17 protein-coding genes and 1 pseudogene are annotated in these 25,037 nt (G+C 69.2%); 7 read left to right on the forward strand and 11 right to left on the reverse strand.

Features of this window, described 5'->3' with window-relative positions; genetic code table 11:
* Positions 1-169 precede the first annotated feature (169 nt).
* Complete coding sequence (locus ACVBEQ_RS08695; RefSeq protein WP_447152537.1) at positions 170-382, forward strand: hypothetical protein; 213 nt, start codon at positions 170-172, stop codon at positions 380-382.
* Here the strand turns inward: ACVBEQ_RS08695 and ACVBEQ_RS08700 are convergent.
* On the reverse strand, positions 376-1,161 hold the full coding sequence (locus tag ACVBEQ_RS08700; protein WP_447152538.1) for a maleylpyruvate isomerase family mycothiol-dependent enzyme: 786 nt from the start codon (positions 1,159-1,161) through the stop codon (positions 376-378). The genes ACVBEQ_RS08695 and ACVBEQ_RS08700 overlap by 7 nt on opposite strands.
* A gap of 165 nt (positions 1,162-1,326) precedes the next feature.
* Between ACVBEQ_RS08700 and ACVBEQ_RS08705 the strand changes: the two genes are divergently transcribed.
* Both ACVBEQ_RS08705 and ACVBEQ_RS08710 read left to right on the forward strand, forming a co-directional pair.
* Positions 1,327-3,543 (forward strand): MMPL family transporter, encoded by a 2,217-nt coding sequence (locus tag ACVBEQ_RS08705; protein ID WP_447152539.1) that lies wholly within the window; start codon positions 1,327-1,329, stop codon positions 3,541-3,543.
* A 441-nt stretch (positions 3,544-3,984) separates the two neighbouring features.
* A complete protein-coding gene (locus ACVBEQ_RS08710) occupies positions 3,985-5,274 on the forward strand; it encodes an Ig-like domain-containing protein (protein ID WP_447152540.1) in 1,290 nt (429 codons plus the stop codon).
* A 48-nt stretch (positions 5,275-5,322) separates the two neighbouring features.
* Here ACVBEQ_RS08710 and ACVBEQ_RS08715 read toward each other — a convergent pair whose 3' ends face one another.
* From ACVBEQ_RS08715 to ACVBEQ_RS08725, 3 genes are all read right to left on the reverse strand, one after another.
* A complete protein-coding gene (locus ACVBEQ_RS08715) occupies positions 5,323-6,846 on the reverse strand; it encodes a LysM peptidoglycan-binding domain-containing protein (RefSeq protein ID WP_447152541.1) in 1,524 nt (507 codons plus the stop codon).
* A 385-nt stretch (positions 6,847-7,231) separates the two neighbouring features.
* The gene (locus ACVBEQ_RS08720; RefSeq protein ID WP_447152542.1) at positions 7,232-8,137 is read right to left on the reverse strand and encodes a universal stress protein; all 906 of its coding nucleotides are present in this window, start codon (positions 8,135-8,137) and stop codon (positions 7,232-7,234) included.
* Positions 8,138-8,277: 140 nt separating this feature from the next.
* The gene (locus ACVBEQ_RS08725) at positions 8,278-10,671 is read right to left on the reverse strand and encodes an MMPL family transporter (RefSeq protein WP_447152543.1); all 2,394 of its coding nucleotides are present in this window, start codon (positions 10,669-10,671) and stop codon (positions 8,278-8,280) included.
* 213 nt (positions 10,672-10,884) lie between these two features.
* Here ACVBEQ_RS08725 and ACVBEQ_RS08730 point away from each other — a divergent pair, with 213 nt between their 5' ends.
* Complete coding sequence (locus ACVBEQ_RS08730) at positions 10,885-11,364, forward strand: MarR family winged helix-turn-helix transcriptional regulator (RefSeq protein ID WP_447152544.1); 480 nt, start codon at positions 10,885-10,887, stop codon at positions 11,362-11,364.
* A 25-nt stretch (positions 11,365-11,389) separates the two neighbouring features.
* On the opposite strand, the gene ACVBEQ_RS08735 is transcribed toward ACVBEQ_RS08730, so the two are convergent.
* From ACVBEQ_RS08735 to ACVBEQ_RS08745, 3 genes are all read right to left on the reverse strand, one after another.
* Positions 11,390-11,857 (reverse strand): RDD family protein, encoded by a 468-nt coding sequence (locus ACVBEQ_RS08735; protein WP_447152545.1) that lies wholly within the window; start codon positions 11,855-11,857, stop codon positions 11,390-11,392.
* Positions 11,854-12,858 (reverse strand): hypothetical protein, encoded by a 1,005-nt coding sequence (locus tag ACVBEQ_RS08740; protein ID WP_447152546.1) that lies wholly within the window; start codon positions 12,856-12,858, stop codon positions 11,854-11,856. Before ACVBEQ_RS08740 ends, ACVBEQ_RS08735 begins: the two co-directional genes overlap by 4 nt.
* Before the next feature lie 365 nt (positions 12,859-13,223).
* On the reverse strand, positions 13,224-14,888 hold the full coding sequence (locus ACVBEQ_RS08745; protein WP_447152547.1) for a S1C family serine protease: 1,665 nt from the start codon (positions 14,886-14,888) through the stop codon (positions 13,224-13,226).
* A 213-nt stretch (positions 14,889-15,101) separates the two neighbouring features.
* Between ACVBEQ_RS08745 and ACVBEQ_RS08750 the strand changes: the two genes are divergently transcribed.
* Positions 15,102-15,413: a YciI family protein gene (locus ACVBEQ_RS08750; protein WP_447152548.1), complete on the forward strand. Its 312-nt coding sequence runs from the start codon at positions 15,102-15,104 to the stop codon at positions 15,411-15,413.
* Between the two features lie 87 nt (positions 15,414-15,500).
* Here ACVBEQ_RS08750 and clpB read toward each other — a convergent pair whose 3' ends face one another.
* From clpB to ACVBEQ_RS08770, 4 genes and pseudogenes are all read right to left on the reverse strand, one after another.
* Entirely contained in the window at positions 15,501-18,137 is a 2,637-nt protein-coding gene (clpB, locus tag ACVBEQ_RS08755) for an ATP-dependent chaperone ClpB (protein ID WP_447152695.1), read from the reverse strand.
* A gap of 405 nt (positions 18,138-18,542) precedes the next feature.
* The gene (locus ACVBEQ_RS08760; RefSeq protein ID WP_447152549.1) at positions 18,543-19,574 is read right to left on the reverse strand and encodes a Gfo/Idh/MocA family protein; all 1,032 of its coding nucleotides are present in this window, start codon (positions 19,572-19,574) and stop codon (positions 18,543-18,545) included.
* 57 nt (positions 19,575-19,631) lie between these two features.
* Positions 19,632-20,654, reverse strand: a pseudogene (locus ACVBEQ_RS08765) (Gfo/Idh/MocA family oxidoreductase).
* Complete coding sequence (locus ACVBEQ_RS08770) at positions 20,651-21,829, reverse strand: Gfo/Idh/MocA family protein (protein ID WP_447152550.1); 1,179 nt, start codon at positions 21,827-21,829, stop codon at positions 20,651-20,653. Before ACVBEQ_RS08770 ends, ACVBEQ_RS08765 begins: the two are co-directional and overlap by 4 nt.
* A 228-nt stretch (positions 21,830-22,057) precedes the next feature.
* On the opposite strand from ACVBEQ_RS08770, the gene ACVBEQ_RS08775 reads away from it, so the two are divergent.
* Both ACVBEQ_RS08775 and ACVBEQ_RS08780 read left to right on the forward strand, forming a co-directional pair.
* Complete coding sequence (locus ACVBEQ_RS08775; protein ID WP_447152551.1) at positions 22,058-23,083, forward strand: LacI family DNA-binding transcriptional regulator; 1,026 nt, start codon at positions 22,058-22,060, stop codon at positions 23,081-23,083.
* A 255-nt stretch (positions 23,084-23,338) separates the two neighbouring features.
* A complete protein-coding gene (locus ACVBEQ_RS08780; protein WP_447152552.1) occupies positions 23,339-24,988 on the forward strand; it encodes a CYTH and CHAD domain-containing protein in 1,650 nt (549 codons plus the stop codon).
* The last annotated feature ends 49 nt before the right edge of the window (positions 24,989-25,037 follow it).

A 25,037-nucleotide genomic window follows, 5' to 3' on the forward strand; every position in this document is an offset into this window, starting at 1 on the left:
ACAAACGTGAGGGACTGCACCATTTGTCCACACCCGCGTTGTCCGCGGTCTCAGCGTGGGAGCGCCAGTGATCCGGCTCTGCGCTGCCCGACACCCTCCCGGGTGTGCCTCGCCGGCGGCGGAGGGGCACGATCGTCGTGTACTGCCCGGACACCGGAAAGGTTCTGCCATGACTGCCAGCGACGACCGCGGCCTCGAGACACCCGACGCGGATCGGCTCGAACAACTGCTCCCGGTCGACGGTGACCAGCCTGACGATCAGGACGGCACCGACACCGCCCGCATCGCCGGTTCGGTGGTGGACAACATCGACGCCGATGAGGCCGACGTCCTGGAGCAGGCGATCCCGGTACCGGCCGAGGAGGACTACCGGGATCAGTAACCCGGGAACACCGTGCGCAGCTCGTCCAGCGAGATATCACCCGAAACCTGGACGGCGGCGGGGGTGTGGTCGGCGTCCAGTCGACCGGCGACCAGCCGCAACCAGCTCTCGGCGGGCAGCGTCAGCTGGGCGTCGGATCCGGTGACGTCGGTCAGGCTGACCGCGTCAGGGGTGATCTCGAGGCCGAGCTGACGGTCCGGTTCGGTGGTCCGCACCGCCACTCGCACCGTTCGGCCCAGCACGGGCTTGCTGATCCAGCCGAACATGAACGACGAGACGTCCAGCAAATTCTCGACCGCCTCGGGGGCCACCGTCGCCTTCGGGTCGCGGATCACCCTGACGTCCCAGGAGTGCAGGGCGAACTCGTTGAGCCGGAAGGCCGCGGCACCCGCGACGTCGATCGGCTGCGGGAGAAAGCCGATGTCGATACGCAGATCGCGGCGCGCCTGATCGCCGAGCGCCTCGTAACTGCTGACCAGCACCTCGTTCGACCGCAGGAAGCCGTCGGCCTGCTCCTGCGGCGTCATCGCGTTCCACCGGTCCCAGACGCCCTGGTTGAAGTCCGGCCCGCGGCTGTCGGTGCCGCTCACTGCCGTTTCCACGGCAGCGAGATGGATCTCCGCGCCGCTGCCCAGGTGACTGAGCACCTGGGCGATCGTCCACTCCGAGGCGGCCGACGGGCCGTCGAGTTCGATCGGTGAAAGTTCTTCGACGAGCGCGTCGAGTTCGTTGTGTCCGCTGCGCAGGGCAGCGATCGGGGTATCGGCGGTGCTGACCATGGTTGTCCTTCTGACGTCGAGGGGACCTACTGGAGATCTCGAACCGGGCCAGCGTAGACAGCCGGTCGGCCGGCTCTGCGCAGACGGGCGACCGTCAGGAAGGGCTTCGCTGCGTGATCGCACCCCCGCTCAGTCGTGGGAACCGATCTGCGTCACCATCAGCGGGTGCTGCGTGCGCTGGGGCGAGCCATCGCCGCCCGACCGGGCCTGATCGTGCTGGTGTGGATCGTCCTCACCATCGCGGGCTTTGCCGCGGCCACCGGCACCTTCGGGGAGGGACTGTTCGCCCGGCTGAACGCGGGTGAGGCCACGGTCTCCAGCGAATCCTCGACGGGCCGGGAGATCCTCAACGCCGCCAGCACGACGGGGCCTTCCGTGAGCCTCCTGGTGAAGGGCGCCGAAGTCACCGATCCGCTGCTCGCCGACCCGCTGACGGCCGCCCGCACCGACCTCCTCGCCATCCCCGGGGTCGCGCAGGTGGTGGATCCGCTGGCCGTTCCCGGCGGGCCGTCGTCGCCGGCCGGCGCCGCGCTGGTGGCCAAGGACGGCAACGGGTTTCTCGTGTCGGTCACCCTGGAGCCCGACCTCCCAGGAGATGTCGAAGACTCCTCCCTGACGGCGGTCCAGGACCGGCTCGCGGCACTGTCTGCCGAGATCAGCGGCCTGGTGCCCGGCGCGACCGGTCAGGTCGGCGGCGGCACGTTGCTGTTCGACGCGATCACCGGGCAGGTCGAGAAGGACCTGGTCCGCGGCGAGCTGATCGCTCTCCCGGTCAGCCTGCTGGTGATGGTGCTGGTTTTCGGCGGATTCATGGCGGCCGGCATGCCGATCATGGGCGCGATCGCCTCGATCGGCGGCGCGCTGGCCGCCCTGTTGGCGTTCTCGTACCTGATCGACCTCGATGCCGCCGTGGTCAACGTGGTCACCGTGCTCGGGCTCGGACTGTGTATCGACTACGGGTTGCTGATCGTCTCCCGGTACCGGGAGGAATTACGCGAAAAGCTGGCGGCGAACACCACCCGCTCGACGAAGGCCGCCCGCACCGAGGCGCTGGTCGGGACCATGGTCACCGCCGGCAGGACAGTGCTGTTCTCCGGCGTCACCGTAGCCATCAGCCTGTCCGGCCTGCTGCTGTTCGAGGCCCGGATCCTGCGCGCGGTCGGCGCCGCCGGGGTGAGTGTCGTCGTCATCGCGTTGCTCGTCGCCATGACGTTGGTACCGGCCTTGCTGGCACTCTCCGGCACCCGGATGGTCAAGCCGGGATTGCTCAGCCGCATCCCCGGATTGCGGTCGCTGACGAAACGTTTCGGTGACGTGGCCCCCGAAGTGGGTTTCTTCTCCGGGCTGGCCACCTGGACCCAACGCCGGCCGTGGCTGGTGGTGGGCGGGGTGCTGCTCGTGCTGGGCATCCTCGCGGCGCCCGTGCTGCGGCTGGAATTGCGCAGTTCGGGAGCGCAGTTGCTGCCGCCGTCCGCGCCGGACCGGCAGTTCTTCGACACCCTTGGCGAGCAGTACCCGGCGTCGGGCATCCCGACCATCCAGGTCGTCGGAGAGGCCACGGCCGAGCAGATGGCACCGCTGGCCGAGGAGATCGCCGGGATGGACGGCGTCGAACTCGTCGCCCCGCCCCGGCCCGTCGGTGAGACGCACGCAGTGGTCAACGTGTTCATGGCCGACCCCGACCCGGGCAGCGCGCAAGCCAAGGCCGTCGTTGCCGACATCCGGGACAGCAGACCCGACTATCCGATCTGGGTCACCGGCCAGACTGCCGCGCTGATCGACTTCACCCATGCGTTGGCGACCCAGGCACCGAGGGCGATGGCGGTCGTCATCCTGGCCACGTTTGTCCTGCTCTTCCTGCTGACCGGTTCGATCCTGGTGCCGATCAAGGCCCTGCTGATCAACATCGTGTCGCTCGGCGCGTCCCTCGGGGTGCTGGTGTGGGTGTTCCAGGACGGCAACGGCGAGGCGCTGCTCGGATTTCAGTCAACCGGCGGCATCGAGACCATCATTCCCATCCTGGTGATCGCGCTGGGCTTCGGTCTGGCCATGGATTACGAGGTCTTCCTGCTGAGCCGGATCAAGGAGTTCCGGGACAAGGGGATGAACAACAACGAGGCCGTCGTCGCCGGCCTGCAGCGATCGGGCCGGATCATCACCTCCGCCGCGCTCATCGTCGTGCTGGTGTTCTCCGGCTTCGTGGCGGGTGAACTGCTGGTGATCAAGCAGACCGGTGTCGCGCTCGCCGTCGCGGTCGCGGTCGACGCGACCCTGGTCCGCTGCCTGCTGGTGCCGGCGACCATGACGCTGCTGGGCGAATGGAACTGGTGGGCTCCCGCGCCGCTGCGCCGCCTGCACGACCGGCTGGGCCTGCGGCACTGAGCCCGGCCCCGCGGGGTTGTCGGGGTGGATCCGGCCGACAGTGGGGTTCCTGCGATGCTGGGCCCGGAAGGTTGTTGCGCGTCGAGTGACCTTTGTGCAGGGAAAATCGGCCGTCAGGCTGCCGTTTCCCCTGCTGAAACGACACTCGGCCCCGTGGCCGGTGTGCCTTCCCGCCGATCGGCCCGGCGCGGTTGCTGCGCTCCGTGCGAGCTCCGGGGCACCGGCGGGCGGGCCTTTCACCTCCGCCCGCGGCCCGGATACGCCCGGCATCGGCGCTCACGGGCATTCGACAGGAGCGACGGTCGGGCGAGGAGGTAGCGTCCGTATCACCGGGCAGGCCGTAGGGCACCTGCTGCGGGCAGGGAACGCACCGGCGCGCCGCACGTCACAGGAGCACAGGTCCTGCGTCCGGCGGCCTGCGTTGAGGATGGGGGCCAGCTGATGTCTGCCAGACGGTGGCGCACGGGCGCCGGCGGCATTGCCGCTGCAGCACTGTGTGTTGTTCTTGCCGCGTGTGGTCCCGCGGACGGCGGCGGCGCTGCCGGACTGCAATCCGTCGGCCAGGTCGTCGGCAGCACGGCGACGAGCAGCACGGCGACGACCATCGCGGCGCCGACGACCGCCCCATCGCCGACTGCGGTTCGTGCGCCCGCCGTGACGACGAAGGCGCCCGCGAAGTCAACCCCCGCGTCCAAGTCGCCGACACCTCGCCCGACCGCCAGCTCAACGGCCAAGCCGGCCGCACCCGCCAAGGCAGCCGCAACCGTGACCGCCTCGGTCGGTGCGGGCTCGATCCGCTACGGCGACCAGTCGTCCTTCACCGTGACCCTGAAGTCCCCGAAAGCCGGCGTCGACCTCGCCGGGCATGTCGCCGTGCTGGACGGCAGCGCCGTCCTCGTCGAGGGCGACACCGACGCAGCCGGGACCGTCTCGCTCGGCTTCCTGAACACCGCCGACCCCGGCAGCAAGACCTACACCGTCCGTTACGACGGCAACGCGAAGGTCGGTGCGGCGAAGGTCGACGTGCCGGTCACGACGACCAAGACGAACGTCGACATTGCGATCGACTGGACGGACGGTCTGCTCCCCGGCGCGGACGCCACGATCACTGTCGATGTGATCGGCACCCCGCAGAGCCCTGGCGGCAAGGCCTCCATCAGCGTCGACGGGACGGCGATCGCCGACGCCGCGCTCAGCGAGGACGGTCTCATCACCGGCACGGTGAAGGCGGTCACCGCCGGAGATCATCAGGTCGAGGTCGCCTACGCCGGCGACGTGCGCTTCGACCCCAACACAGCGGCCGCAACGATGACGGTCACGGCGCCGCCGGTGAACCCGAATCAGGCCGGGGCGGCCGCCGCCCAGGCGAACAACCCGTGCCCCGCCGCGGCCTCCGCGTGCGTCGACCTGACGAACGAGCAGGCCTGGCTGCAGTCGGCCGGGAAGATCACCTACGGGCCGGTTCCGATGACGTCAGGCATGGAGGGCCACCGGACGGGCACCGGCATGTTCTCCGTTTTCTGGCTGGACAAGGACCACAAGTCGAGCATCTTCAACGACGCCCCGATGCCCAACTCGGTGTTCTTCGACAACGGGATCGCCTTCCATGAAGGCAGCCTCTCCGACCAGTCACACGGCTGCATCCACCTGTCCTGGGACGCATCGGAGACCTTCTTCGACACCCTGTCGGTGGGCGACGGCGTGTACGTCTGGGGAACCCCGCCGTACTGACCCGAACTGAGCCGACCTGAGCCGAACTGAGCGCAGGCACCACGGGCACTACTGGAGCGTCATCACCGGCTCGCCGCGGCTGGTCAGCCCGTCTCCTGACCGGACGCAGGTGCCGCCGCTCGGAGTACCGCCGTCGTATACCTGCCGCAGGCACGAGCGGGCGGCCAGTTGCGCCCAGTAGTTCGGGTGCAGTGATTCCTGCTGGAAGTACGGCCCGTCGACGGTGTCGAGATGGATCTGGTTGGCCCACTCGCTGACGTCGACCGCGCCGGCACTCTGCCAGGTCGACGCACCGCCGGTTGATCCGACCAGGGACGTCGTCGTCGAGCAGAGCTTCCGGTCATCGAGCCAGCTGCCGAGGTCGAGCAGTACCGACCGGGGGATGCCGGCCGCCTGGACCGCCTCCTGCTGGGCGTGCCGAACCGCCCCGATGAATGTCGTCCCCGCCCAGTTGGCGTCGGTGTCGTAGACGCCGCACCCGCCGGTGTCCTGCCGGCTCAGGTGCTCGCCGTACCGGAAGCCGTCGCCCAGCACGAGTGGGTCGGGGTTGAGGTTGAAGACCAGGGTCCAGGAATCGTCGCTCCGACCGGCGACCCGCATCGCCTGGCGGACGTTGCCCAGCGCCGTGGTGATCTTGTCCGAGACGGCCTTGATGTTCGCCGGGTCGGCGCGGTCGGTCACCTTGGAGTCCTGCGAGCAGTAACTGAAATACACCAGGAAGTCCTCGACGCAGGTCTGGATGACGGTCCCGAAACCGAAGTCGTTGCCGCCGATGGAGACGACAACCATCCGGACGTCCTTAAGCTTGGCGAACTCCTGCAGCATGAACGCCTGACCCTGCTGGCCGGGACCTTCGTTGTAGAAGTCGATGCCCGGCTTGAAGGCCCCGGACTCGGTGAAGGTTCCGGTCTGCGCGCCAGAACAGGCGAGGTTGAGGCTGTTCACGGGGTCGCCGGTTGTCATCGGTGTTCCGTCGTCAGCGATGTGGATCATCGCGGACGTGGACCGGTGGCAGAGCGGGATGAGCTCACCCGTTTCGGCGGGGTCGTCGTCGTAGGCCGTGGGTCCCAGCGCATCGGTGGCCGAGGAGTCCCCGTCGGTGTTGCCCGCCCAGCGGCCCGCCTCGCCGGAGATGAAGGAGTCACCCAGGCTGACCACCCACGGCGCGCCCGGCGCTGCGTCCGGGAACGAGTCCGGCAGGGGCTTCGGCGCCAGTTGATCCGCCGGCAGGTCCGGAATCGACGGATTCACCAGCGGTCCCGGCGAGCCGTCGGCGCGACGCGGGACCGATGCGGTGACCGCAATCCGCTGGCCTGCGTAGATGTGGTCGGCGTCGGTCAGGACGTCGTCGTTCAGGTCGTACAAACGGGGGTGCCCGCCCGCAATGCCGTTGTCGAGGGCGATCTGACTGAGCGTGTCTCCGGGCTGAACGACATAGTCGCCACCCTGTTTGTCGTCCTGCCCGCCGCCGGGAACACCGCTGGCTGACGCAACGGTGGCAGCGGCCGGCTGCAGGGCCAGCGTCAGGACGAGCGCCAGGACTACCGCCGGGCCGGACAACCGAACGCGCACGCCAGGTCCTCTCGCCGAAGTCAGACCATGATCACCGATCGGCGGAGAATTCGCAGCGTCTGCGACGTCTGGGCCTTTCGACGCGCGGACGTCGCCCGTTGGTGGGCTGCGCGAGAAAAAACTGTCGCACGGTACCCATCCGTGTCGCAGCGTGGTCCGAACCCCTGATGCGGTCGCTGAGTCCTTGTCGGTGGCCGTTGGTGGCGGCGCCCGACGGGGCGGTCGCGGGCCAGAGCGATCCCGGCGCCGGGTGAGGGGTGTGGCGTGCGGGCTGTCATTCGTCGCCGGTCGTCCCTGATCGGCGGCAGCGGTAATCGACGCGCCCCCGACCACCGTCGGGGGCGCGTCATCCTGCTGGTCTTCAGTGGTGCCGAACCGGCACCGGTCAGGCGAAGGTGTCCTTCCGGACGACGGCCACCGGCCACTGCGAGTGGCAGATCAATCGTTGGCTGGTCGACCCCAGCAGCAGGCCGGTCAGGCCGCCTCTGCCGCGGCTGCCGACGACGAACAGTTGCGGCTGTGCATCGTCGGGCAGGTCGGCGCCGTACTGCAGCATCGCCTCAGCGGGCTTGCCGCGTACGACGACCTGCCGCACCTCGACGTCCGGGTACTTCTCCCGCCAGCCGGAGAGTTGCTCGGCGAGGACCACATGCTCCTCGTCGTCCTCCATGCTGATCAGCTCTGGTTCGGCCCGGGCGAAGCCGCGCATCGCCAGGTCGTCCCACGACAGCACCGCGTCGAGCCGGGTGTGCCGGACGGCGGCCTCGTCGAAGGCGAAGGCCACCGCTTCCTCACTGTTGCCCGATCCGCTCACCCCGAGGATGACGGGGCCACTCAACTGTGGCGGCGTCTTCGGCGAGATGACGACCACCGGCGACCGTCCGTGCGCGGCGACGTGCAGCGCGACCGAACCGAGCACGACCTCCGGTATCCGGCCGCCACCGCTGCGTCCGACGACGGTCAGCGTCGCGGTGCGGGATGCCTCGACCAGCGCGGACCGCGGATCGGACTTCACCAGCTCCGCGGTGAAACCGATCTCGGGATGGGTCTTCTCGATCTCGGTGACGGCGTTGGCCAGCGCGTCGCTGCCGGCCTCCATCAGCCCCTCGTTGAGGTCGGACGGCACGCCGTACGCGGGCACTCCGATGAGCGGCGCGGTGCTGTAGGCGTGCAGCAGACGCAGCGTCAGCTGACGCCGGGCCGCCTCGTCAGCGGCCCACCGCGCGGCCACCATCGATTCGATCGAACCGTCGATCCCGACGACAACGATGGGCTGCCGAATGCCGGTCATGTGCTGACTCCTCTGGTGACCTTTTCCTCGAGGTCCTGGTACCAGAGTCTGGCCCACGCCCGGACCCTGGCCAGAGGCGAAGGTCCCTGCGGGCAAGGGTCGGTCGGAGCCGGCAGGTGCTGCTGCGCAGAGCTGTCCGGTCAGACCCTGGTGGGGATCTTCGCCGGCCCGCGGTGCTCGAGTTGGTGCTTGGTCGGCCGCGGACGGATCGGCCACCAGGTGAACCAGCCCATGTCGATGGCCGCCGCCGGCACCAGCAACGTGCGGACGACGAACGTGTCCAGCAGGACGCCGAACGCCACGATGAACGCGATCTGGGCCAGGAAGAGGATCGGCAACACGGCCAGCGCCGCGAACGTCGCCGCGAGAACGATGCCCGCACTGGTGATCACCCCACCGGTCAGCCGCAGACCGCGCATGACGCCGTCGTGCGGGCCGTAGAAGGCGACCTCCTCCCTGGCCCGTGTCATCAGGAAGATCGAGTAGTCGATGCCGAGCGCGACCAGGAAGACGAAGGCGAACAACGGCACCGCCGGGTCCGCTCCGGGGAAGTCGAAGATGTTGTTGAAGACGAAGGCCGACACGCCCAGCGCCGCCCCGAAGGACAGCACCGTCGCCGCCACCAGCAACAACGCTGCGATCAGCGACCGCAGGAGCAGGATCAGCACCAGCAGCACGGCACCCAGGATCACCGGGATGATCAGCCGCAGGTCGCTCGCCGACGTGTCGACGGTGTCGATCTGGATGGCGGTGTTGCCCCCGACCAGGATGCTGTCGCCGTACTCGGGGATCGCGTGCACCGCGTCCCGAACGGCGCGGACGGTGTTCTCCGCCGCCTCGCTGTCGGCTGCCGCGTCGAGCGTCGCCTGGATCTGGACCTCGCCGTTGACCACCAGCGGCGGTGCGCCGGCGGCCTGCGGGCCGGCGCCGGCCTCGGTGACGACGGTCGGCTCACCGGAGATGCCGTCGACGCCGGCGATGGTGCTGACCACCTGCTCGGCCGCGGCTTCCGGCGCGATGATCACCACCGGGTTGCCCGAGCCGCCGGGGAAGTGATCGGACAGCGCCTGCTGGCCCGCGATGGAATCGACTTCGGTCAGGAACACGTCGGTCTGCGCTGTTCCCGAGGCCTTGAGCGTCGGCACGAGCAGGCAGGCCAGCGCCAACGCAACGGCGGTGATCGCCCAGGTCCGGCGCGGGCGGCGGGCGACCAGCACGGAGATGCGCTCCCACAGGCCGGCCTTGCCCTTGGTCCGCATCGCGTGTCCTTCTGCGTCGTGCTCGACCACGTGCGGGATGCGCGGCCAGAACAGCCACCGGCCGGCCATCAGCAGTGCCGGGAGCAGCGTCATCGCCGCGATGAAGGCAGCGGCGATGCCGATGGCGCCCACCGGGCCGAGGGAGCGGTTGGAGTTGAGGTTGGACAGCAGCAGGCAGAGCAGGCCGATGATCACGGTTCCGGCGCTGGCCGCGATCGGCTCGAGGCACGCACGCCAGGCACGCACCATGGCGGTCCATTTGGACTCGACCCTGGTGAGTTCCTCGCGATAGCGGGAGACCAGCAGCAACCCGTAATCCGTTGCCGCACCGACGACGAGGATGAACAGGATGCCCTGGCTCTGCCCGTTGAGCGGCAGCACGTCGTTCTTGGCCAGCAGGTAGACCACGCCACCGGCCAGTGCCAACGCGCTGACGGAGGTGAACAGCACCACGAACGGCAGCGCGATCGCCCGGTACACCAGCACCAGGATGACCAGCACCGCGGACAGCGTGACGATGAGCAGCAGGCCGTCGATACCCGCGAAGGCAGCGCCCAGGTCCGCGATCAGGCCGGCCGGCCCGGCGATGTGCACGGTCCCGCCGGCGGCGGACGATTCGGCGGCCGCCCGGATCCCGTCGATGACGGAGCCCAGCGGGTTCTCGCCCTGCGAGTCCACGGCCGTCACCTTGTCGGCCGAGAGCGGAACCAGCACCAGCGCGGCCTGCCCGTCCTGAGACGGGATGAACGGCACCGGAACCGGTTGGCCCGGAGCCGGACTGTCGACGTAGTAGTCGCCGATGACGCCGAGGGCGGCGTCGTCGGGGTCGACCGGCTGCCCGGCCAGGGACTGGGTGAATGCCTGCCAGGACGCCAGTTGCTCGGGAGTCGCCGGTTCACCGGCGGTCTCGAAGATCACGAATGCCGGCAACTCGCCCGAGTCGTCGAACTGTGCGGCGGCATTGGACGCCTTGACCGACTCGGCGCCGTCCGGAAGGAACGTCTCCTGATCGTTGGACTGCACCGTCGACAGTGAGCCGACCGCCGGCCCGCCGACGCCCGCGATGCCCAACCAGGCGAACACGACAGCCAGGATGGCGACGGCACGGAGCACGGCGGTCCGCCGGGACGGCTTCGGGGCAACCGTCGGATGGGCCGCCGTGTCCTCGGCTCGATGGGCCCCGCCGGCGTGCGGTGTCGGCGCGCCGGGGGGGCTCTGATCGGTGGGACTCGACTCGATGGGGCTGTCCGTGGTGTCGTTCGACCCGATGGGCATGACGGGTTCCGTTCTGTCGTGATCGGTTGTTCTGTGCTACGTCCCCGCCGGGTGACAGCGTGACGTCAAGGACTACTGCCATAGCGGGCGAATCGGATGCTCAGCATGCTGAGCATTTCGCTATCGTGCCACAGGTACCGTCGACTCCGACCGACTGTCCGCACACCTCGCCGGAAGCGCGCGCGGGATCGATGGTTCAGCGGAGGGAGGCGCATGGCACCCGAGACCGACCGGGACGAGTGGGTGACGGGCCGGCTGCTGGGCACCGCCGCCCGTCTGGTCGAGCACGCCTGGAACACCAGGCTGCGCGAGCATGGAGTCAGTCACGCCGGTCTGATCGTGCTGACCACCCTGGGCCGCGGGCCGACCAGTCAACGCGACCTGGCCGGAGATCAGCACGTCACCGAGCAGACGATCGGCCGCACCATCGCGCACCTTGAGTCCACCGGCCACGTCCTCCGACGCTCGGACCCGACCGACCGGCGGCGCCGGGTCGTCGAATTGACCGAGACCGGGGCGGGCCTGCTGGGCGAGATGTTCGATACCGGCGAACGGCTCACCGACGACATCCTCGACGCCGCCGGCGTCGACATCGTCGAGTTCCGCAGGACGTTGACGCTGCTGATCAGGGCGCTGGACCCAACCGGACAGCGCACCGGGCCGCGACCGCCGGGGGCTGCAGACGGAGGGTGAACGGCCCCCTGGTCGGCTCGGTTGACTACTCGGCTCCGCGCCAGTCGTAGACGACGACCGTCCGGAGTACGACGTCCTGGATCGACCGCCGCTCCGGGCTCAGGGCGACCCAGAACAACCCGACCGGGAAGAACGTGCAGAAGACGGCACGCAGAAAGGACAGCGTCCAGCCCGGTATCTGCCCGAATCGCGACAACACCCGAAGGCCGAGCAACGAGTCGCCGTAGCTGCGTCCGGTCATCGCCCAGCAGAACGTCAGGTACACGACGGCGATGCAGAACTGCACCGTCAGGGTCAGGAAGAACGGCATATCCGGCCAGGTGAAGGTGGTCGGCGACCAGATGAACCTGGCGCCGGCGATGGTGAGATAAAGGATCGAACCGATCACCAGCACCATGGCGGTGTCGATACCCATCGCGGCGGCTCGGGTCACGATGCCGGCCGGCCGGTGGTGGCGGTCGGTGAGATCGGGGGCTGACGTCGGCTTGGTCATTCCGTTGGCAATCCGTCGATCGTGTGGGCCTTGCGTCGGAACACCCGGCCGACGAGCTGACCGACCGCGTCGTCCGCGAGCTGACCCTGCACCCGGACACCGTGCACCGCCTCGGAGGCCAGCGATCCGGTGGAATCCCGGATGATGCCCGGCAGGTTGATGCCGTCGACCACCTGCTGGGCGATCCCGATCATGTCGATCTTCGCCAGCGCGGCGTCGAAGTCCACCCGGGCGACGACCGGATCCGGGTCGACAAGCGCGACGATGGCGGCGACGTCGATCCGGTCGATCACCGCCTGCAGATCCACCCCGGCAACGATCCCGTCGATGTCGATCCGGTCGATCACCGCCTGCAGATCCACCCCCGCAACGATCCCGTCGATATCGATCCGATCGATGATCCGGTCCAACGCCACCCGCGCCACCGCCGCATCAAGATCGACCCGGGACACCACCCGATCCAGATCGACCCGATCGATCACCGCCTCCACGTTCAACCTGGCCGCGATCGCATCCAGATCGACGCGGTCTATCACCGCCTCCACGTTCAACCTGGCCGCGATCGCGTCCAGGTCGACCCGGTTCACCACCGCGTCGACGTCGACCCGTTCGACCACCGCCTGCACGTCGAGCTTCGCGGCGACCGCGTCGAGATCGACGTACTGCAGGACGAGCTGCGTGACGTCGAGCTCGGTGAGTGCGACGTCGACGACGCGGACCACCAGCGGCCGCAGGACCGCGCGGATCAGCGGCTCGACCGGACCTTTGGTCGCCGGCCCGGCGGCAGGCGGGTTGGTCAGCAGCGGCCGACCGCGCCGGGTGATCTCGGCGACCGCGGCGTCGGCCGCGCGCAGGGCCACCCGGCCCCCGAACCTGATCGGCCCGGTCGCCCACCATGCGGTGCCGACCGCCCAGGAGAACGCCGCGCGCAACGGCTCACGGCGCCCGCCGTGGTCGTCGAACGCCATGGAGGAATCGGTGACGTCGCGGACGACGACCATCACACCTCCCGGCTCGATGTCCCATACCCGCCGATCGCGGCCCGTCGCTCCCTACCAGCCGCGCGGACCACTCAACACCGTTCATCTTGCTGATCAGATGCGATTTGTGCCATCACTACGCGTTGTCCATTTTGCGGGCGGCGGGTCAGAAGGGCCTCATCCCGCGGGGGTGAGGTCGGCATCGGCCTCAGATCGCCACCTGATCGCCGGCGGTCACGGCGTCGTCGGTGGTCCACGGCGTCATGGTCAGAGCGTCGCATCACAGGGGCCGAACGCGTTAGTGCCGGGTGGACGCAGGGTCCACCCGGCACCGCTGGGATGAAGTGTGGGGGCCGGGCTCGCACCGCCGGCCGACGGATGGCCGCTCAGTCCGACGAGGAACCGAGTGTGACGGTGACGGTCGCGGTGTCCGACCCCCGCGTGTAGGTGATCGCCACCGTCCCGTTCGGCGCCTGGGACCGGATGGCCGCCACCAGCGCGTCCGACGACTCCACCTGTTGCTCACCGACCTTCGTGATGACGTCACCGACCTGGAGTCCGGCGGCTTCCGCCCCGCCCCCTGAGGTGAGCTGGCTGATCTTCGCCCCCGAGGTGAGCAGGGCGTTGCCGTTGACGGTGGCGTCCGCGACCGATGCGCCGAGGACGGCGTGCGAGGCCTTGCCGGTCTTAATGATCTCGTCCGCGATCCGTTTGGCCTGGTCGATCGGGATGGCGAACCCGACGCCGATCGAACCCGACTCGCCGCTGCCCGACGACAGCGACGCGATGGCGGAGTTGATTCCGATGACCTTGCCGCTCATGTCGACCAGCGGGCCTCCGGAATTACCCGGATTGATCGCCGCATCCGTCTGGATCGCATTGATGACGGTCGCCTGGGTCGCCGTCTGCGATTGCTGCTGCTGGTCCTGACCGAACCCCGGGAGCTGCTGCGGTTGCTGTTGCTGGGCGTCCGAGGTGGCGACCGGCCGGTTCAGTGCGGACACGATGCCCGAGGTGACTGTTGCGGACAGCCCGAGTGGTGAGCCGACGGCGACGACCTCCTGGCCGACCTGCAGATCGGCGGAGGATCCGAGCGTCGCGGGCGTCAGCCCGGACACCCCTTCGGCTTTGATCACGGCGAGATCGTCGACGGTGTCCGCGCCGACCACCGTTGCCTTCGCGGTGGTTCCGTCGTTGAACTGCACCTGCAGATCGGTGGCGCCGCTGATGACGTGGTTGTTCGTCAGGACCAGCCCGTCGGCGGACAGGACTATTCCCGAACCCTCGCCCTCCGAACTGGACGACCTCGAGAGCACAGACAGCACCGAGGGAAGGATCGCGTCCGCCACCTGCTCGACCGTGCCCGACGCTGCCGGCTTCACCGTCGAGACGACCGATGAGGTTCCCGTGGTTGCCAACGCGCTCGCCACCGTGCCCGACGAGTTGTCGTTCAGGCTGGATGCGAGCGCGCCGCCGCCGAATCCAGCCACCAGCGCGAGGGCGATGGTCGACGCCGCGATGAGCGAGGTCTTGCGGCGCTTCGGCGGCACGACCGGCATGGTCGCCGTCGCGCTCTGCCGGGCGGCGAAGGGCTGCCCCGGATACGGCGGCTGACTCGCGCCGGACTGCTGACCGGAATACGGCCACTGACCGGTGGTGGACTGCTGACCGGTGAAGGGCTGGCCCGGGTACGGCTGCTGACCGGCAAAGGTCTGCCCGGTGTGGTCCGGCTGACCGGCGTGGGCCGGCGGACCGGCCTGGCCGGCGCCGAGCCCCGACGGGTCCGGCTGCTGCGACGACGGCAACCACCAGAGGTGCTCAGCGGTGGTCGGCTCCTGGCTGGCAGGCTGCTGATCTCGCGGCTGCTGGTCTGGGGACACGTGACCAGCGGGCTGCTCACTTGCGGGCTGCTCACTTGCGGGCTGCTCACCGCCGAGCTGCTGACCGGCGGGCAACTGATCTTGGAACTGCTGGCCGGTCGACTCCTGGTCGGCCGGCGGAACTGCTGCGGGTTCGGGGTTTCCCGCGGAACGAAGGTTGTCCTGGCTCATGAATCTCACGGTCATCCGCGGAGCTGTGCCGATGCTGTGTGTTCGACGGGACCGCGACGGGCAGCGGCTGTCAACAGGTCGACGTCAGCCGCGGGGTCCAGGATAGAAATCTCTCGAGCGGCTGTCGATTTCGTCCGCCGGGCTCCGTCTGGGTGGTGTCAGACCAGCAGACCGGCCACATTCCGATGGCCGGCAGACTTAAGGGAGCACCTGATGGCGAAGTTCGTGTACCTCTACACCGGCGGCACCATGGCCCAGACCCCGCAGGAGCAGGAACAGGTGATGCAGGCTTGGGGCGCCTGGTTCGGCGAGCTCGGCAGCGCACTGGTCGAAGGCGGAAATCCGTTCGGCGCCTCCGCTGCGGTCGGCGCGGACGGCGCGGTGTCCGGAACCGCGAGTTCGGCCATCACCGGATACAGCGTCGTCGGGGCCGATTCCCTGGACGCCGCAACAGCGCTCGCCAAGGGCTGCCCGGTGCTGACCTCGGGCGGCGCCGTCGAGGTCTACGAAGCCATCGAGATGTGACCTACGCGCTGCCGGAGTAAAGCAACGGCAACACAGCGAACGGCCCGTTCAGCAAGGTGCTGAACGGGCCGTTCGGCCGTGCCTGACTCAGACCGTCAGCGGCGTGGGCGCGGATGCATCGGCGTCCGCGGGCCGCACCGTGAGCGCGGCCGGGTCGTCGTCGTTGACGTCGACCAGGACGGTCTGGCCGTCCCTGATCCGCCCGGCGAGCAACTCCTTGGCGAGCTGGTCACCGATGGCGGACTGGATCAGCCGGCGCAACGGGCGGGCGCCGTACAGCGGATCGAAACCGCCGATGGCCAGCCAGTCCCGCGCTTCCGCGGACACCTCCAGGGTGAGCCTGCGAGCTGCCAACCGGCGGCTGAGGGCCTGGATCTGGATGTCGACGATGGCACCGAGTTGCTCGGTGTCCAGCGCGTGGAAGAACACGATGTCGTCGAGCCGGTTGAGGAACTCGGGCTTGAATGCCACCCGCACGACCGACATGACGGTGTTCTTGCGCTGCTCCTCCGACATGCTCTGATCCATCAGCGCCTGGCTTCCCAGGTTGGACGTCAGGATCAGCAGGGTGTTCCGGAAGTCGACCGTGCGCCCCTGCCCGTCGGTCAGCCGTCCGTCGTCGAGGACCTGCAGCAGGATGTCGAAGACATCGGGATGCGCCTTCTCCACCTCGTCGAGCAGGATCACCGAGTACGGCCGCCGGCGGACCGCCTCCGTCAGCTGGCCGCCCTCGTCATACCCGACGTAGCCGGGAGGCGCGCCGACAAGCCTTGCGACGGAATGCTTCTCCGAATACTCGCTCATGTCGATCCGGACCATGGCCCTCGGGTCGTCGAACAGGAAGTCGGCCAGCGCCTTCGCCAGTTCGGTCTTGCCGACACCGGTCGGGCCGATGAACAGGAAGGAACCGGTCGGCCGGTCGGGGTCGGCGATCCCGGCACGCGAACGGCGCACGGCGTCGCTGACGGCCGCGACGGCCTCCCGCTGACCGATGACCCGCCTGCCGAGCTCGAACTCCATCCGGAGCAGCTTCTCGGTCTCGCCCTCGAGCAGTCGACCGGCGGGAATGCCGGTCCACGCGGCGATGACCGTCGCGATGTCGTCGGGTCCGACCTCCTCGCTGACCATCGGGGCCTCCTGCACGTCGGCCTCGCGCTCGGCCGAAATGGCCTGCGAGAGTTCGCGTTCCAGCGCAGGAATCCGCGCGTACAGCAGCTCCGAGGCCTTCGCCAGGTCACCCTCGCGCTGGAACCTCTCGGCCTGCATCCGCAGTTCGTCGAGCTCCTTCTTCATCTCACCGACCCGGTTCAGGCCCGACTTCTCCTGCTCCCAGCGGGCGGTCAGCGCGGACAGCTGCTCGCTCTTGTCGGCGAGGTCGCGGCGCAGCCGGCCCAACCGCTCGATCGATGCGGGATCCGACTCCTTCTCCAGCGCAAGCTCTTCCATCGTCAGGCGGTCGACAACCCTCTGCAGCTCGTCGATCTCGACGGGGCGGGAGTCGATCTCCATCCGGAGCCGGGACGCGGCCTCGTCGATCAGGTCGATGGCCTTGTCCGGCAGGAACCGGCTGGTGATGTAGCGGTCGGACAGCGTCGCGGCGGCGACCAGCGCGGAGTCCGCGATCCGGACACCGTGATGGGCCTCGTAACGCTCCTTGATGCCGCGCAGGATGCCGACCGTGTCCTCGACACTGGGCTCGCCGACGAAAACCTGCTGGAAGCGTCGCTCGAGGGCGGCGTCCTTCTCGATGTGCTTGCGGTACTCCTCGAGAGTGGTGGCACCGACCATCCGCAGCTCACCGCGGGCCAGCATCGGCTTGAGCATGTTGGACGCGTCCATCGCACCCTCGCCGGTGGCGCCGGCACCGACGACGGTGTGCAGCTCGTCGATGAACGTGACGACCTGTCCGTCGGAGCCCTTGATCTCCTCGAGGACGGCCTTGAGCCGCTCCTCGAACTCGCCGCGGTACTTCGCGCCGGCGAGCATGGAGCCCATGTCGAGCGAGATCAGCCGCTTGTTCCTGAGCGACTCGGGGACGTCACCGGCGACCATCCGCTGCGCGAGACCCTCGACGACAGCGGTCTTCCCGACGCCCGGCTCGCCGATCAGCACCGGGTTGTTCTTGGTCCGGCGGGACAAGACTTGGACTACTCGCCGTATTTCTGAGTCCCGCCCGATGACGGGGTCGATCTTGCCCTCGCGGGCACGCTCGGTGAGGTCGACGCCGTACTTCTCCAGCGCCTGGTAGCTGCCCTCCGGGTCCGGGGAGGTCACCTTGCGGTCACCGCCGCGCACGACGGGAAAGGCCTCGATCAGCGCTTCGGAAGTCGCACCGAGCCCGGTGAGCAGGTCGCCGACGTCGGTGCCCGGGCGGGCCAGTGCGGCGAGCAGGTGCTCGGTCGAGATGTACTCGTCACCGGCGGAGGACATGATCTGCTCCGCGCCGGTGATCACGTTGACGACGGCGCGCGAGAGGCCGGGCTGGGCGACGGTGCTGCCACTGACCCGCGGCAGGCGCGCCAGGATGGCGTCGGACCGTTGCCGGACGACAGCGGGGTCGGCGCCGACGGCCCTCAGCAGGCCGGGCGCCGTCGAGCCCTGGGTAACGAGCGAAGCGGTCAGCAGGTGGGCGGGCTCGACCGAGGAATGACCCGCCGTGGTCGCGGCGGAAATGGCCGCGGCGAGGACCTCGCGGCTCTTGGTGGTCAGCTTCTCCAGGTTCACGGCGGTGGGATGCCTTTCTGAGCGGGCGAATGCAAAGGAGTCCACGTCGGGATGACGAGCCTACGCGGGTGTCTGCATGGTGCAACGCACTAAAGTTGAGTGTATTCCGCTCAAGTCTCAGTTTCTACGGGCAAGACGTGCTGTCGCCGGACCCGCGCCGCCCTGGCCCCGCTGATCCAGGACGGCGCGGCGAGCCTCACTCGCCCCGCCTACGCCTTGCTCACCCTGCAGCGAGAGCAACCCGTACCCGCCCAGAGCAACGCGCGGCGCCGAGAGCAACGCGCAGAATCGTGAGCAACGCCCCGCACCCGAGAAGCGTCCGCACCGAGAAACGCCCCGCACCCGCCGAGAGCAGCGCCCCGCGCCGAGAACTACCCCCAGCACCCGCGGCGCACGTGCACGGAGCTAGACCTCCTCGTCGAACACGATCCCCAGCTGCCGCCGGACCTCATCGATGATCCGCAGCGTGCAGATGCTCTCGGCGTGGGTCCGCAGCGGTGACTCCAACGCACCGGCGCCGATCAGCCGGGCCATCGCCGCCGCTTCGAAGTGCAGGGCGTCATGCGACACGGCCGGCTCGGTGTAGCTCAGCACGGTGCCGCCTGCGGACGTGAGCGTCATGTCGCCCGGCTGGTAGAACGGTCCGCCGATGCTCAGCGTCGCTTCGGTGCCGGCGATCACGCCGGTGGTCGGCGTGCTGCTGAAGACCGTCGTGTTGAGGACCGCCTGGTTGCCGTCGTCGTCGGACAGGATTGCGCTCACCTGGCCGTTCACCCCGGCGGGATGTGCTCGGCCCGCAGCCTGCACGGCCGCCGGCTGGCCGAGCACCCACCCAGCGAACGAGACCGGGTAGGTGCCGAGGTCCAGCAACGGCCCGCCGGCCAAATCGGGCGGCAGGATTCGGTGGCCGTCGGCGAAGTACTCGCCGTGATCGGCCAGGACGGTGCGGACGTCACCCAGCACCCCATCGGCGAGCAACTGGCGGATGACGTCGAACTTCGGCAGGAACATCGTCCACAGCGCCTCGACCAGCAGGACTCCCTGCGATGCAGCGAGGGCGGACAACGCCGACGCCTGGCCGGCGTTCAGCGCCATCGGCTTCTCCACCAGCGTGTGCTTACCCGCCTCGAGAGCCATTGCCGCAAGCGGGAAATGGGCGTTGTGCGGGGTGGCGATGTAGACGACGTCGATCGCGGGGTCGTTCACCAGCTGCTCGTACGATCCGTTTGCCTGCCCGATGCCGTGCGTCGCCGCGAAGGCGCTCGCTCTGTCCAGGTCTCGCGATGCCACCGCCGTCACCTGCTGACGGGTGTGCCGCTGGACAGACCGGACGAACCGCTCCGCGATCCACCCCGGTCCCAGGACGCCCCAGCGCAATACCGGCGCGAGCATCGAATCGGAGGTACGGGGCACCGGCAAGGCGCTCGGGAAGCGCATCAGGAATCTCCTCGGGAGAGGGTGTTGAGACGGCGGGGTGGCGGGAGGGACGGAACGTCACCGACGAGCCGCAGAGCCTGCCGTCGTGACCGCGACCACGGCCCCACCGGAGCGCATCGAGCCCAGGACTGCTTCCGCGACCCGACCTGCCTGCAGGCCGTCATGGGCGGTGGCCATGACGGGATCCATGCCGCCGGAAAGTCCGTTCACCCAGGCCTGCAGCTCGGCTCGGTAGGCGTCGGCGAATCGTGGTCGCCAATCGGCGGGGTACCCGACCGTCCGGCCGCGGGACAGGTCGATCACCGTTCGCGCCGGCTCGGTCAATGCGACAGTGCCGAGCTCACCGACGATCTCGCACCGAACGTCGTAGCCGTAGGTTGCGTTGAGGAAGACCTCGACGGTGCTCAGCACACCGTCGCGGGTCCGCAGCAGCAGCACCTGCGGATCGTGCAGATCGACACCTGCCGAAGATGTCGACCGGGGCGCGTGCCAGCTCACCTCGCTGATCGGTGAGCCGAGAAGCCATGGCAGCACATCGAATTCGTGGATGGCCGAACCCGTCACGCTCGATTCACTCGTCGCGCCGGGGGCTGCGGCGACGCCGCGGCTGATGCAGTGCACCACCAGCGGCCGGCCGATCGCGCCGTCCGACACAGCCCGACCCAGCTGCTGGTAGCCGGGGTCGTACCGGCGCATGAAGCCGAGCGAGACCAGCGGCTGACCGGTTGCCGCGACCGCGGCCTACTCGGCCTCCACCACCCGCTCGCATTCGGCGACGGTGGGCGCCAGGGGCTTCTCGCAGAGCACCGGTTTGCCCGCGCGGACCGAGGCGATGACGAGGTCCGCGTGGGTGGCGTCGCTGGACGCGACCACCACGGCGTCGACCTCGTCGTCGGCGATGACCGCGAACGGGTCCCCGGTGACCCGTGCGCCGGGTATACCGGCAACGGCCGCCGCGGCACGGTCCGCATCCACGTCGGCGGCCATCGTGACGACGGCACCGGACACCGAGCGGTCCAGGGTCGCGATGTGATCGGCCCCCATGATGCCCGCGCCGATGACGCCGACCCTGACGGTCATCGCAATGACACCCAGGTCCCGGCGGACACCGACTCGGTCATCGCGTCGAGCGCCTCGGCACTGTGCACGGCGTCGGAGATGGTGCTGCCCTGCGGCTGCCCGGTCTCGATCGAGCGGAGGAAGTTGTATGCCTCGATGACCTTGAGATCGTCGTATCCCATGCTGTTCGCCGAGCCGGGTTGGAATGCGCCATAGGCGCCGTGCCGGGGCCCGACGAAGACGGTGCTGAGCGATTGGTCCTGGTAGGCGGTGCCATGACCGACCCGTAGTTCGTTCATCCGGCGGAAGTCCCAGGAGACGGCACCCTTCGTCCCGTGGATGTCGAAGCCGTAGTGGTTCTGCTCGCCGACGGCCACCCGACTGGCTTCCAGCGTCCCGCGTGCACCGGACGCGAACCGCAACAGCGCGGAGGCGTAGTCCTCGTTCTCGACCGGCCCTGGCACGCCGCCGGTCGCCAGTCCATGTCCGCTGGTCGCGCCGGTGGGCCTGGCCCGCTCGGTGATGAAGGTTGCGGTGTCCGCCACCAGCGCATCGATCTCGCCGAGCAGATGACGGGCCAGGTCGACCCCGTGCGAGGCGAGGTCGCCCAGCACACCGCTTCCGCCGCGCTCCCGCTCGTACCGCCAGGTCAGCGCCCCCTCCGGGTGCGCCGCGTAGTCGCTCAACATCTTGATGTTGACGTGGGTGATCGCCCCGAGCTCGCCGGAGGCGATCAACTCACCGGCCGCCACCACGGCCGGGGCGTTGCGGTAGTTGAACCCCACCGTCGACTGCACCCCGGCGGCGCGGACCGCATCGGCGACCGCTGTGGCGTCGGCGGTGGTGAGGCCGACGGGCTTCTCGATCCAGATGTGTTTGCCCGCCTCCGCCATCGCGACACCGATCTCCCGGTGCAGGAAGTTCGGTGCCGCGATGCTGACGGCCTGCACGTCGGGGTGCGTGGCGATGTCACGCCAGTCCCGGGTGGCTGTCGTGAAGCCGAACTGGGCCGCAGCCTCGGCCGCCCGGCCGGGTACCTCATCGGCAACGGCCACCATGGTGGGGCTGAGCGTCAGGCCCGGGAAGTGATGCAGCAGCCGTGAATAGGCCTGACTGTGCACGCGGCCCATCCACCCGAAGCCGGCCACCGCGACCCCGATGGGCCGGCGTCCGGACGACTCGGCGGAGCCGGTCACGGGGCGACCGGTACAGCGGCGTTGAGAACGGCAGTGGTCTGCACGGCGGAGCTCCTTCTATGGAATCGAGCAGTTTGATGGACCGGTCCAACAACGTCGATACTCGCGACCGAGCTCCCGCTTGTCAAGACTTCCGGCGTGAGTAGCGACTGTCGGGCCCATCGGCCACCCGGCGGCTAGGATGTACCGGTCCAACAACACAAGAATTACCCCGCGCGAAAGGATGCCATGGAGGGACCGGCCGCTCGTCCAGCCACCATCCGCACGGTCGCGGAGCGGGCCGGCGTGTCCAAATCCTTGGTATCACTGGTTCTTCGGGGCTCCCCCAAGGTCAGCGAGGAACGGCGGCGGGCTGTCGAGAACGCCATCAGCGAACTGGGATACCGGCCCAACGTCATCGCCCGGCAACTCACCGAGCGACGCACGAACACGATCGGCGTTCTGTTGAACGACCTGCGCAACCCGTGGTTCGTCGACTGCCTCGAGGGTCTGACATCGGTGCTGCGCGACGACGGCCTGCGCACCGTGCTGGCCGACGGCCGACGCGACCGCGGCACCAGTGACGACCTGCTCCGCGGATTCGTCGACATGCAGGTGGACGGTCTGGTCCTCGTGGGGAGCATGGCGGCGTCACCGGTGTTCACCGAGGTGGCGTCCCGGGTCCCGACGGTGGCCGCGGCCAGCCGGGACATCACCCTTCCGGACGTCGACGTGGTCGCCAATGACGACGAGGCCGGCACCCGCCTCGCGGTGGAACACCTGATCCATCTCGGGCACCGGGACATCGCCCACCTCGGCGGCTCGATCGGTGCGGTCGCGCTGCTGCGCAGGCAGAGCTACCTGCGGACCATGCACGACCACGAACTCGGGGATCGCGCCCTGGTGGAGACCTGCGACCTGACCGAGGAGGGTGGCTACCGCGCCGCCATCCGACTGTTGAGCGGTGTGAAACGACCGACCGCCGTCTTCGCCGTCAACGACATCGCCGGCATCGGGGCGATGTCCGCCGCCCAGCAACTCGGCCTGCGCATCCCCGACGACCTGTCCGTCGTCGGCTACGACAACACCTCGTTGGCGCAGATCCGGCACGTCTGGCTGACGAGCGTGGACAACGCCAGCATCGAGGTCGGCCGACAGGCCGCGGAGGCGCTGCTCCGCAGGATCGTCGATCCGACCACACCTGCCACCCTCCAGCTGATCGAGCCCGGCCTGCGGGTACGGGGATCCACCGCGCCTCCCCCGGGCGTCGGCTGAACCCCTGCCTCCCCGCGAGCGGCGTTTCGCCCGGCCGGCGCCAGGTAGCGGTTCGCTCAACGCGACCACACCGACCCGGCGCACCCGCCCTTGCCGCATCCCGGCGCACCCGCGACCACACCAACCCGGCGCACCGCACCGACCGGCACCGGTCCCAATCCGGGCATCGGCGGTCCAAGCGCTCAAGAAGATTGACAGCCACCCCGCGGCGAGCCCGACTGGCCAGGACCGTCGCCACCGGGTAACAACAACGCCATGGCCGCCCGTCAGAAGAAGAACGCCCAGCAGACCGCCGCCGGATCGGCCGCGGAACTGGTGGGCGCGATCTCCGTCGGGCTCACCGGCGGCGGCGCGGACGGCACCGCCGGATCCGCGACCAGGCAGGCCGAGATCGAGACGAAGCTCGAGATCGGGCCGGATGTGCCACTGCCGGCACTCGCCGGTCGGCGCCGCCTGACGACCGTCGGCATCATCAGCGCCACCGAACCGCGCACATTTCACCTCGACGCCACGTACTACGACACGGTGTGCCTGGATCTGCTGCGGTCGAAACTGACCCTGCGCCGGCGCACCGGCGGTCCGGACGCCGGCTGGCACCTCAAGCTTCCGGCCCCCATCGATACCGGACAGGACGCCAGGACGGAGGTCCAGCTGCCGCTGGCGGCGGGCGAGCCGGGTGACGTACCGGCGGAGCTGGCGACGATCGTGCGGGGTACCGCCCGCGGTCGCGACCTGATTCCGGTGGCCCGGGTCGAGAACGACCGCACGGTGCGGCATCTGCTCGACGACGACGGCAAGACCCTGGTCGAAGTGGCCGACGACCACGTCACCGCGACCCGCCTGATCGACGGCCCGGCAGAGCCTACTGCCTGGCGCGAACTGGAAGCCGAGATCATCGAGGGCACCCGCGAGCAGCTCGCCGCCACCGTGGACGTGTTGATATCGGCCGGCGCGGGTCGCGCGTCGTCGCCGTCGAAGTTGGCACGAGCGGTGGGATACGTCCCGGCCGCTTCCCGGCGGAGCAAGACGGCGGGCGCGGTCGTGATCGGCTCGCTGGGCCGTCAGCTCGATCAGTTGGTCACCGCCGACCGCGGTCTGCGGGACGGCACGTCACGCGCGCCGGACGCGCTGCATGACGCACGATCCGCGGCCCGCCGGATTCGCGCCATCCTCACGGTCTACGCGCCGCTGCTCGAGGGGGAATCCATCCCTGCCCTGCGGACGGCGTTGCGCTCGTTCGGGTCGGTGCTGAGCACCGCGCGGGACATCGACGTCGCCCGCCGCCGGCTCATCGCCCAGCTGATCGAGGAACCCGAGGACTACGCGGCCGCTGCGCGGGTCCGGCTGGCCGACGCGTGCGACCGGAGGCTGACGGCCGCCGCCACCGAGGTGAAGATCTACATCGACACCCCCGAGTACCTGCAGATGCTGCGCGATCTCGACGGCGTGGCGATGGACCCGCCGCTGTCCCGCCGGGGTGGTCGGCAGGCGTCCACCGAACTCCCGGCGCTGATCGGAGCCGCCTGGCTCGGCCTGCGCGAGCAGGCCGACGGTGCACTGAGCGACCCGGACAACGTCACGGCCATCCACGACGTGCGCAAGTCCGCGAAGACCCTCCGGTACGCCACCGAGGCCGCGATCGAGGCGCTCGGTTCGGACGCGGTGGTGTTCGCGTCGGCCCTGGAGGAGATCCAGGAGACGCTCGGCGAATTCCAGGACGCCCGGTTCGCGACCGCCTTGCTCGCGTCGCTGGCTCTCGAGGACGAGACGGACGGTGTGGCGGGCTTCATCTTCGGCCGGCTGCATGCGTTCGAACAGGCGATGGCGCACGGTGCCTTCGACGAGTTCTCCGATGTCTGGGATCGCATCGAGGACGGCGATCTGGTGGCGTCGCTGGAGCGGTGACCGCACCGACCCACGACGAACAGGTGGAACCGCACCGGCTGAGCTCTGC

The sequence above is a fragment of the Nakamurella sp. GG22 genome, assembly GCF_052976845.2.

Coding starts and splice junctions, on each gene's coding strand:
- ACVBEQ_RS08695 (WP_447152537.1), top strand. CDS start 170: ATGACTGCCAGCGACGACCGCGGCCTCGAGACACCCGACGCGGATCGG.
- ACVBEQ_RS08700 (WP_447152538.1), bottom strand. CDS start 1,161: ATGGTCAGCACCGCCGATACCCCGATCGCTGCCCTGCGCAGCGGACAC.
- ACVBEQ_RS08710 (WP_447152540.1), top strand. CDS start 3,985: ATGTCTGCCAGACGGTGGCGCACGGGCGCCGGCGGCATTGCCGCTGCA.
- ACVBEQ_RS08720 (WP_447152542.1), bottom strand. CDS start 8,137: ATGACCGGCATTCGGCAGCCCATCGTTGTCGTCGGGATCGACGGTTCG.
- ACVBEQ_RS08725 (WP_447152543.1), bottom strand. CDS start 10,671: ATGCCCATCGGGTCGAACGACACCACGGACAGCCCCATCGAGTCGAGT.
- ACVBEQ_RS08730 (WP_447152544.1), top strand. CDS start 10,885: ATGGCACCCGAGACCGACCGGGACGAGTGGGTGACGGGCCGGCTGCTG.
- ACVBEQ_RS08735 (WP_447152545.1), bottom strand. CDS start 11,857: ATGACCAAGCCGACGTCAGCCCCCGATCTCACCGACCGCCACCACCGG.
- ACVBEQ_RS08740 (WP_447152546.1), bottom strand. CDS start 12,858: ATGGTCGTCGTCCGCGACGTCACCGATTCCTCCATGGCGTTCGACGAC.
- ACVBEQ_RS08745 (WP_447152547.1), bottom strand. CDS start 14,888: ATGAGCCAGGACAACCTTCGTTCCGCGGGAAACCCCGAACCCGCAGCA.
- ACVBEQ_RS08750 (WP_447152548.1), top strand. CDS start 15,102: ATGGCGAAGTTCGTGTACCTCTACACCGGCGGCACCATGGCCCAGACC.
- ACVBEQ_RS08760 (WP_447152549.1), bottom strand. CDS start 19,574: ATGCGCTTCCCGAGCGCCTTGCCGGTGCCCCGTACCTCCGATTCGATG.
- ACVBEQ_RS08775 (WP_447152551.1), top strand. CDS start 22,058: ATGGAGGGACCGGCCGCTCGTCCAGCCACCATCCGCACGGTCGCGGAG.
- ACVBEQ_RS08780 (WP_447152552.1), top strand. CDS start 23,339: ATGGCCGCCCGTCAGAAGAAGAACGCCCAGCAGACCGCCGCCGGATCG.